The organism is Streptomyces amritsarensis, assembly GCF_001953875.1.
GTDB classification, from domain to species: Bacteria; Actinomycetota; Actinomycetes; order Streptomycetales; family Streptomycetaceae; genus Streptomyces; species Streptomyces amritsarensis.
Genome location: NZ_MQUR01000096.1, coordinates 15,393 through 27,160, shown reverse-complemented (window position 1 = coordinate 27,160; position 11,768 = coordinate 15,393). Strand labels below are relative to the sequence as shown.

The following is an 11,768-nucleotide window of genomic DNA, read 5'->3' as shown; positions in this document are numbered from 1 at the left end:
GTGGAACCCGGGCGGGCGGGGTTCCACCGGCGCCGCCGCGTCAGGGGCCGAGGACGACGGTGACGACCGTGCAGACGTCGCCGCCGTCCTCGTCGCGGACCTCGCTGCGCAGGGTGAGCCGGTGATAGCCCCCGACGCGTTCCAGGCGCTCCAGCACGGAGGTGGTGGACAGCTGGTCCCCGGCGACGATCGGGCGCCTCGGGACCACCCGTTGCGAGTGGTGGATGGCCTGCGTGGTGTCGAACCCGAACCCGGGGTCCTCCAGCAGGGTCCGGGTCACCATCCCCGCCACCGTCACGACGAAGGTGGGGGGCGCGATGATGTCGGCGTAGCCCAGGGCGCGGGCGGCGGCCGGGTCCCGGTAGACCGGGTTCGGGTCGCGGACCGCCTCGGCGAAGGCGCGGATGTCGGTCCTCGTGGCGAGGTACGGCTCCGCGCTGTGGAAGAGCCTGCCGGTGTACGCGGCGTCGGGGGCCATGCTTCTCCTGTTCCGGATGTGCGGGGTCAGCGCACGCGCCGGCGGTAGGCGCGAGCGGCGAGTGGGAGGAAGACGGTGAGGATCAGGGCCGACCACAGCAGCGTCCCCGCGACCTCCCGGCCGGCGGGGGCTCCCGAGAGCAAGGCCCGTACCGCGTCGGTGGCCCAGGTGACCGGGTTGGCCGCTGCCCAGGCCCGTACCCAACCGGGCATGTCCTCCGTCGCGACCAGTACGGAGCTTCCGAAGGCGAGCGGGAAGAGGAACAGCGTCGCCAGCGTCTGAACCCCGGAAGGTGTACGGGCTTTGAGTCCCAGCAGGGTCCAGATCCAGCACAGGGAGAACGCGAAGAGCAGGATCAGCGCGCCGGCCGCGGCCACCCCCAGGACGCCGCCCGCCGGACGGAACCCGATCGCCGCTCCGACCGCGGCCATCACCGCGAGGGACAGTCCGTAGCGGACCAGGTCGCCCAGGACGGCGCCCAGCAGCGGTGCGGTCCGCGCGATCGGCAGGGTGCGGAACCGGTCGAACAGCCCTTTTTCCAGGTCGGTGTTGAGGGACAGTCCGGTGCCCAGGGTCGAGAGCACCACCATCTGCACAGCGATGCCGGGGAGTGCGAAATCGCGGTAGGTACGCCAGTCCCCCGCCATCGCCTCGCCCATGAGGAAGACGAACAGCGTGACGTATATGAGCGGCTGGAGGACGAAGCCGACGGTCTCCTCCGGCACGGTCCGCAGTCGGCTGACGCTGCGCCAGGCCAGGGTCAGTGACTGGCCGATGGCAGCGCGGACCGGGCGGGCCGGGCCGGGCTCCTCAGTCGCGGACAGCACGGGTGGCTCCTTCCGGGAAGGCCCCGGCCGGGTTCCGGCCGCCGGTCAGGGCCAGGAACACCTCGTCGAGGCTCGGATAGCCCAGTGAGATCTCGCCGGCGGTGAGCCCGCCGTCGATCAGCTGCCGGGCGAGGTCGGGGAAGGCCGCGGCGTCCTCCAGGCTCATGCGGACGACGTCCCCCTCGGCTTCGGCGGGCCGGCCGGTGAGCGCGGCGGCGGCCCGTGCGACGGCCTCGGCGCGGGACCGGTCGGGCGGGTGGAACTCCACCCGCCGCCCGCCGACGCGCTGCTTGAGCCGGCGGGGCGGGCCGGTGACGACCACGCGGCCCCGGTCCAGGACGACCACGTCGTCGGCGAGCCGGTCCGCCTCCTCCAGGTACTGGGTGGTGAGCAGGACCGTCGTGCCCTGTGCCACGACGTCCAGGACGAGGCTCCACAGCTCGCCGCGGCTGCGCGGGTCCAGGCCCGTGGTCGGCTCGTCGAGGAACAGCACCCGGGGGCGCCTGACCAGGCACGCCGCGAGGTCGAGACGCCGTCGCATGCCCCCGGAATAGGTCCGCACGAGACGCCCGGCGGCCTCGGACAGCCGCAGCAGGTCCAGTAGTTCGGCGGCCCGGTTGCGGGCGGCCTGCCGGGAGAACCCGTTCAGCCGGGCCACCAGGACGAGGTTCTGCGTGCCGGTCATCATGTCGTCGACGGCCGTGAACTGCCCGGTCACGCCGATGGCGCCGCGCACCCGGCCGGCCTCGCGGACGACGTCGTGCCCGGCCACCGACGCCCGCCCCGCGTCCGGGGGCAGCAGGGTCGTCAGGGTCCGCACCACGGTGGTCTTGCCGGCACCGTTGGGACCGAGCAGGCACAGCACGCTCCCCTCCGGTGCGGCCAGGCTCACCCCGTCCAGCGCGGTGGCTCCGCCGAAGCGCTTGACGAGGTCCTCCGCCTCGATGGCGAACCGCCCCCGGTCACCCGCCGATGGCATGCGCACCGCCGTCCACATGGACGATCTCCCCCGTGGTGGCGGGGAACCAGTCCGACAGCAGGGCCGCGCAGGCACGCGCCGTGGGCTCGAAGTCGTCCCCGCGCCAGCCCAGTGGCGCCGTCTCGTCCCACTCGTCGGTCCCGAAGCCGGGGACGCTGCGCGCCGCCACGCTCCGCAGGGGACCGGCGGCCACGAGGTTGACGCGGATGCCGTGCGGGCCGAGGTCACGGGCGAGGTAGCGGGAGCACGCCTCCAGGCCCGCCTTGGCCACGCCCATCCAGTCGTAGCCCGACCAGGTGCGCGAGGCGTCGTAGTCCAGGCCCACGATGGAGCCGCCGGAGCCCATCAGCGGGAGGCATCCCATCGCCAGCGACTTCAGGGAGTACGTGGACACCTGCAGTGCGGTGGCGACGTCCGGCCACGGTGTGTGGAGGAAGTTGCCGCCGAGCGCGGACTGCGGGGCGAACGCGATGGCGTGGAGGACGCCGTCGAGTCCCTCCACGTGCTCCCCCACGCGTTCGGCCAGCGAATCCGTCTGGGCGGGGTCCGTGACGTCGAGTTCCACGACCGGGGGCGGTTGCGGGAGTCGCTGGGCGATGCGCCGTACGAGGCTCATGCGGCCGTAGCCGGTCAGGACGACCTCCGCTCCCTCCTGCTGGGCGACGCGGGCGACGTGGAAGGCTATGGAGGAGTCGGTGAGGACGCCGGTGACGAGAAGGCGCTTCCCGGTGAGGATGCCCATGTGTTTCTCCTTCGGTCGGTGCGGAGGGCTAGAAGCCCATGGAGGAGCCGCCGTCGACGGGGAGCACCGCGCCGGTGACGTAGGCGGCCTCGTCGCTCGCCAGGAACCGGACGGCGTGGGCGACTTCCGCGGGTGCCGCGCTCCGGCCGAGGGGGATGTCGCGGATGTACTGCTGCTGCAGTTCGGCGGGCAGGCCGGCGGTCATGTCGGTCTCGATGAAGCCGGGCGCGACGATGTTGACGGTGATGCCGCGCGGGCCGAGTTCCCGGGCGAGACTGCGGCCGAAGCCGATCAGGCCCGCCTTCGACGCGGCGTAGTTCGTCTGGCCGGCCGCTCCCTGGAGGGCGACCACGGACGAGACGAGCACGATGCGGCCGTAGCGTGCCCGGACCATGCCCCGGACGGCCCGCTTGACGACCCGGTAGGCGCCGGTGAGGTTGGTGTCGAGGACCGAGGTGAAGCCGTCCTCGGGCATGCGGGCGAGCAGCTGGTCCTTGACGATGCCCGCGTTGACGACGAGTACCTCGACGCGGCCCTGGCTCTCCTCCACCTCCGCGAAGGCCCGTTCCACCTGTGCGGGGTCGGTGATGTCGCAGACGGCGCCGGGCAGGCCGGCGGGCGGCTCACCGGTGCGGTACGTGACCGTCACCCGCTCGCCCGCCTCCTGCAGGGACCGGGCCACGGCGAGTCCGATCCCCCGGTTCCCGCCGACGACCAGACAGGAACGGTTCATGCCTTCTCCCCCTTCCGGTCGCGGCGCGCTCAACGGCCGGACCCGGCCCGGCCCGCCAGCAGGTCCGCGATGTGCGGGTTGAGCGCGTACCGCTCCAGTACCGCGGGGGGAAGGTCCCGGGCACCGCTGACGGTGCCGATGCAGCGGTCCGCACCGCACAGGCAGGCGAAGGGACCGACCATCTCCCACTCGGTCGACGGGTAGAAGAACGTCAGTTCCTCGCCCGCGGCGATCGGGCGCAGCGCCACCACCTGGAGCCGGACGGTGTCCACACGGGTGTTCGGGTCGCAGGAGTGGTTCAGGTGGCGCACCCGGGGGCCGTCGATGTGGCGGCCGCCGACGTCGATGGTGTAGATCGACGGGGCGTCGGCCTCGATGCATGCGCCGAGGTCGGTGACGACCTGCCCGGCGGCCACGTCGTACGCGGCGGCGACGCCGTTGCCGTAGCTGAGGTCGTGGAGGGGGGTGAGCGTATCGGACTGCATGGTCTTCCTTCTGTTGCGTCCGCGGCGGTGGGTCGCCGCGGGTGGTGTCTCTGATCGGCGGGGTGGGTGGTGCGGACGCCGGAGGTCCGGCCAGCCGCGCCGGTGGTCAGCGGGCGGTCAGCGGGCGGTGTCGTCCCCGCCCCCGTCCATGAGGTCCAGCAAGGTCTCCGCGAACCCGTTCACGGTGGGGTTGTCGCGCAGGGCCGTGGGGCGCAGACCCGGCACCAGCGCCTTGAGGCGGCGGATGACGGTCATCGTGCGCAGGGAGTCCAGGCCGAGGTCGAAGAAGCGGTGCTCGGGGTCGAGCGCGGCGGCGTCCGGCAGGTCGAGCGCCGCGGCCACGACCTCCCGCACCTGTCCCCGCAGCAGGGCGCGGCGCTCCGCGCGGCCCGCCCGTTCCAGCGCGGCCGAGAGCGCGTCGGTGGGGTTACTGCTCAGGGCGGGCACGGGAGCGGGGTGGGCCGGGGCGGCCTCGTGCGCCAGCAGGGGCGTCGGCGTACGGGTCGCGTAGGCGGCGGCCATCCGCGGCCAGTCGGCGTCGGCGACGACCCACTGCGTGTCGCGGGCCCCGATGACGTGGTCCAGGGCTGCCACGGCGCGTTCCCCGGCCATCAGGCGCATGCCGGTCGCCGTGATCAGGCCGGCTTCCGGGGTGCCGTCCAGGCCGGTGGCCCACGTGCCCCAGTTGACGACGTGCGCCTCGCGGCCCGTGCGGCGCCTCAGGTGCAGGAGTGCGTCCTGGAAGGCGCCCGCGGCTGCGTACGCGGCCATGGAATGGGAGCCCAGCAGCGCCGTGGTGGAGGAGTAGCACAGGAACTCCTCGACCGGCAGGTCCGCGCTCAGCCGGTGCAGCACGGCGGTGCCCGTGACCTTGGGCCGCAGCACGTCGGCGAGCCGCCGCGCGTCGAGCTCCGCCAGTGGCGTGACGTCCTCGGCGAAGGCCATGTGGTAGATGCCGCGCAGGGCGGGCAGGTCGCCGCCGAAGCGGGCGAACAGGGTGCCCATCGCGTCCTCGTCGGCGACGTCGGCCCGTACCGCGGTGAGTTCGGCGCCTTCGCCGCGGACCGCGTCGGCCACGGTGTCCGGGACGCCGCGGCGGCCGACGACCACGAGGTGACGTGCGCCGAGCCGCACGAGGCGTCGCAGCAGGAGCGGCCCCAGCCGCCCCGTCGCCCCCACCACCAGGTGCGCGCCGTCGGGGTCCACGGGCCGGGGCCGCGCGGGTCCGGGGAGCACCGCGCGGACCAGCCGCGGAACGAGCCGGACGCCGTCGCGGTACGCGCACTGCACGCCGGACCCGCCCGAGGCCAGTTCGGCCCGGACGGCCGTGGCACAGGTGGCGCCGTCGGAGGTGTCCAGGTCGATCAGGCCGCCCCAGGACTCCGGGTGTTCCAGGGAGAAGCACCGTCCCATGCCCCACAGTTGGGCCTGGGCGGGGTCGGTGTCGTGGTCGCCGACGGCCTGTGCGAGCGAGGTGACCAGCCAGAGGCGGGCGCCGCCGCCCCGGCGGCCGACGGCTTGGAGGAGGTGCAGGGTGTCGGCGGCGAGGCGTACGGCCGCCGCGGCGTCCGTGCCGTCCCCGGGTGCCGTGGCGGGCGCGGCGCAGTGGACGATGTGCCGTACGTCCGCCAGGTCCCCGAGCCGTTCCAGGACCGCCTCGGCGGACAGCCCGGTCAGCTCCGCGGTGTCCACTGTCCGGCAGGGCATCCCGGACGCGCGGATCTGTGCGGCCAGCGAGGCGCCGACGCCGTTGCGGCCCGTGAGGACGAGAACCGCCCCGTCCCGTCCGTCCGGCGCGTCCGTGGCCGTGGGCAGCGGTTCGGGCCGCCATTCGACTCGGTGCACCCATGCCGCGGGCACCGGGGCATGGGCTGCCGTACGCCGTATGCGCACGCCCCTGGCCCGGCCGATCCGTACGTCGTCCCGGTACCAGTCCAGGTCGGCGACCACGGATCCGTCGCCGTCGTCGCGGGTCGCGGCCGTCACCCGAAAGCCGGCCGCCGTGTCCGCGGCGCCGCCGGCGGGGAAGCGGAAGCGGAAGCGGTCCACTCCGGTGACCACGGCGCTGCCGCCCTGCCCGCTTGCCTGCGGGAAGCAGGCGGCGAGCGTCTGGAAGCCGGCGTCGACGAGCGCCGTACCCGGCTCGTGGCGCGGTGTCCCCCCGCTGTCGCCCTCGGAGGGGAGCAGGTCGGCGGCGGCGAGGCCGTCGCCCCGCCGGAGCAGGTGGAGTGCCCACAGCCCGTCGCCGTACTCGATCCCGGCGGCGGCCAGATCGGCCCGGTGGGCGGCGGGGTCCACGGCTTGCAGCCCGGCGGGTTCCGCGAGCGCGTCCCGCGCCTGCGGGGCCGCCCCGGACGTGTGGAACGGGTCGGCGTCGTCCGCGTCGTCCGGATGCAGGCGCGCAGAAGCGTACAGGGTCCACGAGCGTTCACCGGCGGCCCGGCCGTGGAACTCCAGCGAGGCGGGTCCGCCCTCGGCCGTGGCGGCCCGCAGGCAGGTCTGGACGGTGACCCCGGCACCGGACGGGAGCACGAGCGGGCCGTGCACGGTCAGGTCCCGGACGGTAACGGGCCCCAGGCCCGCTTGCCCCGCGGCCTCCAATGCCGTCCGCAGGTACGCGGACAGCGGGAGCAGGGCGCGTCCGGCCACGTGGTGCTGGTCGAGCGGTGCGTGGTGTCCGGCGCGCAGCCGCGCCTGCCACAGGAAGGTTCCGGGCAGTGCGGCCGCCTCGGTCATCTCTCCCGGCAGCGGCGCGGAGCCGGCGGCGCCGCCTCCGCGGCCGGCCGGCGGCCTGGCCGTGGTCCAGTGCCGGCGGCGCTCCCACGCGAGCCGCGGCAGGTCCAGCAGCCGGCCCTGTCGGGACCACAGCTCCCAGGGCAGGGAGGCCCCGAGGCGGTACAGGCCGCCGAGGGAGGTCAGGAAGGCCTCGCGCGGATCGGTGTCGCGGCGCAGCGTGGGCAGGACGTGTGCGGGAGCCCCCGCCTCCCGCAGGGTCGCCGCGACATCCCGGGTCAGTACTGGGTGCGGGCTGACTTCGACGTAGGTGGTGAATCCCGCTTCCGCCGCTCGCCGGACGGCCTCCGCCAGCCGGACGGGGGCGCGCAGGTTGTCGGCCCAGTAGGCGGCGTCGCACAACGGCTCGGTCCCGGAGCGCCCGCCCACGGTGGTGAAGAAGGGTATCTCCGGTGTCCGGGGCCGCAGGTCCGCCAGCGCCTCGCGCAGCGGCGCGAGCAGGGGGTCCATCTGGGGCGAGTGCGAGGCGACATCGACCCGCACGGTACGGGCGTCGACCTCGTCCTCGTCGCACGACGCGACGAGTCGGCGCACCGCGTCCGGGTCCCCGGAGACGACGACGGCCCGGGGTCCCGGGACGACGGCTATGCCGAGGGTCCGGTCGAGCCCGGTCCGGGCGAGGCGGCCGCGCATGCGCTCCTCGGACTCCCCGACCACGGCCATGGCCCCGGCTCCGGCGACCTCGGTGAGCAGAGCCGACCGGCGGCAGATGACCTGCACCCCGTCGGCGAGGTCGAGCGCCCCTGCGACGACGGCGGCCGCCACCTCGCCCATGGAGTGCCCGATCACGGCTGCGGGCCGTACGCCGTGGGCCCTCCACATCGCGGCCAGGGCCACCTGCATCGTGAACAGCAGTGGCTGTACGGCGTCCACGCCTTCGGGAAGGCGTCCCGAGCGGAGCACCTGCTCCACCGAGAAGCCGGCTTCGGCCCGGACGAGGGGGTCGATGTCCGCGACCGCGCGGGCGAAGGAGGACTCCTCGCTGAGCAGGCGCCTGCCCATGTCCTCCCACTGGGATCCCTGCCCGGAGAAGACCCACACGGGCCCGCGGCCTCCGGGCGTGGGGGTGTCCGTCTTCCGCTCCGCCGCCGGGGCGTCAGGGGCTTGGGCGTGGGCGCGGAGCCCGCGGGCGAGCTCGGCCCGGTCGGCGGCGACCACCGTGAGACGGCAGGGCTCGTGCGAGCGGCGTGTCGCGAGCGTGTGCAGGATGTCGCCGGGAGCGGCTTCCTGATGACTCGTCAGCCAGTCAGCCAGCCTCCCGGCCTGCGCCCGCAGTGCGGCCGGTGAGCCGGCGGAGACGGGGAACAGCATCGGCCGGCCCGGGACCGTGCTCCGCCGGCCGTCGGGCGCGGGCTCGGCCGCGGGTGCGGGTGCTTCCTCGACGATCAGGTGGGCGTTGGTGCCGCCGAAGCCGAAGCCGCTCACTCCTGCCCGGCGCGGCCGGCCGGGCCGGTGTCGCCAGGGCGTGTTGGCCGTGACGACCTTGACCGGCAGACGGTCGAAGGGAATGTGGGGGTTGGGGCGGTCGAAGTGGAGGCTCGGCGGCAGCTGGCCGTTGGCCAGGCTCAGGACGACCTTGATGAGGCCGGCGATTCCGGCGGCCGCCTCCAGGTGTCCGATGTTGGTCTTCACGGAGCCGATGAGCAGGTCCTGTGCCCGGGGCCGGTCCGGCGGCGCCAATGCCGCCGCGATGCCTTCCAGTTCGAGGGGGTCGCCGAGTTCGGTGCCGGTGCCGTGTGCCTCGACGTAGTCGATGCCGTCCGGCTCGGTGACGCCTGCGGCGCCCAGCGCGACGCGGATCACGGCGTGCTGGGCATCGGGGTTGGGTGCCATGAGCCCGTTGGAGGCGCCGTCCTGGTTGACCGCACCGGCCCGCAGTACGGCGAGGACGGTGTCGCCGTCGCGCTGTGCCCGCGAAAGCGGTTTGAGGACGACGAGCCCGCATCCCTCGCCGCGTCCGTAGCCGTCCGCGCCGGCGGCGAAGGCCTTGCTGCGACCGTCGGCCGCCATGACCCCGGCGTCCTCGAAGTTGACGGTCGCCGCCGGGGACAGCAGCAGGTTGACGCCGCCGGCGAGTGCCAGGTCGCACTCGCCGCTGCGCAGGCTCTGCATCGCGAGGTGGACCGCCACCAGCGAGGACGAGCAGGCGGTGTCGACGACCATGCTGGGGCCGTGCAGCCCGAGGGTGTAGGAGATCCGGTTGGCGATGATGCTCAGCGCGGATCCGGTTCCGCTGAAGGCGTCCACGCGCTCGATGTCGTTCATCTGGAGCATGGCGTAGTCGGACGCCGAGGCGCCGACGAACACGCCTGCCGCGCCGCCCCGCAGGGAACGGGGCGGGATCCCGGCGTGCTCCAGGGCCTCCCAGGCGACTTCGAGCATCAGCCGCTGCTGGGGGTCGACGGCCGCCGCCTCGCGCGGCGAGATGCCGAAGAACTCCGCGTCGAAGGCCGCCGGGTCCTCTGTGAGGAAGCCGCCCCGGGACGGGGTACGGGCCAAGACCTCTTCTCCGCCCGCCGCCTCGGCGGCGGCCCACCGGCCGGGGGGTACGGGGCCGGTCGCGTCGCGGCCCTCGCGCAGCAGGCGCCAGAACGCGGCGGGTGTGTCGCCGCCGCCGGGAAAGCGGCAGCCGATCCCGATGACCGCGACGGGTTCGCCGGCGGCCCCTGTCGCGGTGTCGGGCGCGGAGTCCGCGGCGGGCGCCGCGTCGGCGGCCGGCGCGTCGGTGAGGTGCCGGACGAGCGAGGCCACCGTGGGTGCCCGGTAGCCGACGACCGGGGACAGCGGACGGTCGAGCAGGTCCTCCAGCGCACCGGACAGCTGGACCAGCATGCGCGAACCGACGCCGTAGTCGGCCAGGGGGCGGTCCTCGTCGATGGTGTCGGCCGCCAGGTCGAGTTCGGCGGCCAGCCAGGCGGTCAGCCAGGCCCGCAGTGCCTGCTCGTTCATGGCGGTCACCATTCCGTCTCGTCGTGGTACAGGGAGCCTTCGGCGAAGGCGGCGGCACAGGATCCGCGGCGGATCTTCCCGCTGCTGGTCTTGGGCAGTGCCCCCGGACGGACGAACACCACCTCGGCGACGTCGACGCCGTGGTGCACGGACACCGCCCGGCGCGCGGTGCGCACCGCCTCGTCCCGGGTGAGGTCGGGCCGGGCACGGCGTGCGCGGCGCAGTTCGACGGCGATCACGAGCCGTTCACCGGCGTCGCCGGGGGCGGCGAAGGCGGCCACCGCGGCGGGCTCGAGCACGGCCAGCGCGTCCGTGACGGTCGCCTCGACGTCCCCGGGGTAGTGGTTGCGGCCGTCGATGATGACGAGGTCCTTGCGGCGTCCTGTGAGGAAGAGCTCCTTCTCGCTCAGGAAGCCCAGGTCGCCGGTGCGCAGCCAGACGGGCCCCGTGGCCCCGCCGTCGGCGGTGGTGAGGACGGCCCCGAACGTGTCGGCCGTCTCCTGCGGTCGGCGCCAGTAGCCCGCCGCCACGTTGGGCCCGCTGACCCAGATCTCGCCGACGGTCCCGTCCGGCACCTCCTGACCCGTCCCGGGGTCGGCGACGGCCACGTGCAGACCGGGCAGCGGGGTGCCGCAGCCGACGAGGCCCCAGGCCCGCGGGGCGTCCGCGTCGCAGGGCAGCGCCGTGCCGCGTGCGACGGCGTCGCGGTCGAAGGAGCGGATCACCGCACCGTCCGGGGCGGTGGTCACGCCGAGGGTCGCCTCGGCCAGGCCGTAGCCGGGAGCGTGCCCGCTCAGTGTGAATCCGCACGGGGCGAAGGCCTCGGTGAACGCCACGACGCTCTTGGGGCGGACCTGTTCACTGCCGTTGCACAGGGTGTGCAGGGAGTCCAGGCGCAGTCCGGCGCGCTGTTCGGCGGTCACGCGGCGCACGCACAAATCCAGGGCGAAGTTGGGGGCCGCGGTCCACGTGCCGCGGTGGCGGCTGACGAGTTCGAGCCAGCGGTGGGGCCGCTGGATGAACGCCGTGGGGCTCAGGTGCACGGCGTGCGCGCCGACGCTGAGCGGCATGGCCACGCCGGTGATGAGCCCGAGGTCGTGGAAGTACGGCAGCCAGGACACGATGACGTCCTCGGCGACGAGCTGGGAGCGCACGCTGCTCTGGCGGGCGGCGGCGAGCAGGTTCCCGTGGCTGACGATCACGCCCCGGGGCGAGGACGTGGACCCGGAGGTGTACTGCAGGTAGGCGGGTGCCTCCGGCCGCACCGGGGGGCCGCCCGCGGCAGCCGGCGTCCGGGGCAGCTCGTCGAGCCGTACGACGGGCAGTTCGTCCCCCAGGTCCGTGCGGCCCAGCTCCCGCACGGCCTCCACGCTCTCGGCGACGGTCAGGAGGCAGGCCGGGGCGCTGTCCCGCAGGATGCCCCGGAGGCGGTCGTTGCTCCGGTACGCCTCCGGCGCGTGGAGGGGTACGGCGATGACTCCGGCGTACAGGCAGCCGAGGAAGCCCACGAGGTAGTCCAACCCCTGCGGGGCCAGCACGGCGGCGCGGTCTCCCGGGGCGCAGTGCCGCAGCACCGCCTCGGCCGCGGCGCGGGCCCTCGCGTCGAGCTGCCGGTAGCTGAGGCCGGTGGGGACGCCCCGGCGGTCCTTCGCGTACTCCACGAAGGTGAAGGCGGGCGCGGACCCGGCTGTGGCGGCGTTGCGGCGGACCAGGGTCACCAGATCGCCGGCCGCCTCGCCGGGAAGTCGTTCCGGACCAGAGAGTGGCATGTGTGGATCTTTC

General features: G+C 74.5%; 8 protein-coding genes. All 8 read right to left on the bottom strand.

Going from position 1 to position 11,768, the window contains the following annotated elements; translation table 11 throughout:
- Positions 1-40: 40 nt before the first annotated feature.
- The 8 genes from AVW11_RS29470 to AVW11_RS29435 all read right to left on the bottom strand — a co-directional run bounded on the left by AVW11_RS29470 (position 41) and on the right by AVW11_RS29435 (position 11,755).
- Positions 41-478, bottom strand: coding sequence for an FAS1-like dehydratase domain-containing protein (locus tag AVW11_RS29470; protein ID WP_060180515.1), 438 nt, complete (start codon positions 476-478; stop codon positions 41-43).
- Between the two features lie 26 nt (positions 479-504).
- Positions 505-1,305, bottom strand: coding sequence for an ABC transporter permease (locus AVW11_RS29465; protein WP_199838247.1), 801 nt, complete (start codon positions 1,303-1,305; stop codon positions 505-507).
- Entirely contained in the window at positions 1,289-2,284 is a 996-nt protein-coding gene (locus AVW11_RS29460; protein ID WP_076046524.1) for an ATP-binding cassette domain-containing protein, read from the bottom strand. Before AVW11_RS29460 ends, AVW11_RS29465 begins: the two co-directional genes overlap by 17 nt.
- Positions 2,268-3,026 (bottom strand): enoyl-ACP reductase FabI, encoded by a 759-nt coding sequence (gene fabI, locus AVW11_RS29455; protein ID WP_060180516.1) that lies wholly within the window; start codon positions 3,024-3,026, stop codon positions 2,268-2,270. Before fabI ends, AVW11_RS29460 begins: the two co-directional genes overlap by 17 nt.
- A 28-nt stretch (positions 3,027-3,054) precedes the next feature.
- On the bottom strand, positions 3,055-3,759 hold the full coding sequence (gene fabG, locus AVW11_RS29450; protein WP_060180517.1) for a 3-oxoacyl-ACP reductase FabG: 705 nt from the start codon (positions 3,757-3,759) through the stop codon (positions 3,055-3,057).
- A gap of 29 nt (positions 3,760-3,788) precedes the next feature.
- Positions 3,789-4,244, bottom strand: coding sequence for an SET domain-containing protein-lysine N-methyltransferase (locus AVW11_RS29445; RefSeq protein ID WP_060180518.1), 456 nt, complete (start codon positions 4,242-4,244; stop codon positions 3,789-3,791).
- 117 nt (positions 4,245-4,361) lie between these two features.
- Positions 4,362-9,986, bottom strand: coding sequence for a type I polyketide synthase (locus AVW11_RS29440; protein ID WP_158076172.1), 5,625 nt, complete (start codon positions 9,984-9,986; stop codon positions 4,362-4,364).
- Positions 9,987-9,991: 5 nt separating this feature from the next.
- Positions 9,992-11,755, bottom strand: a complete 1,764-nt coding sequence (locus AVW11_RS29435; protein WP_076046520.1) for a fatty acyl-AMP ligase — start codon at positions 11,753-11,755, stop codon at positions 9,992-9,994.
- Between the last annotated feature and the right edge of the window lie 13 nt (positions 11,756-11,768).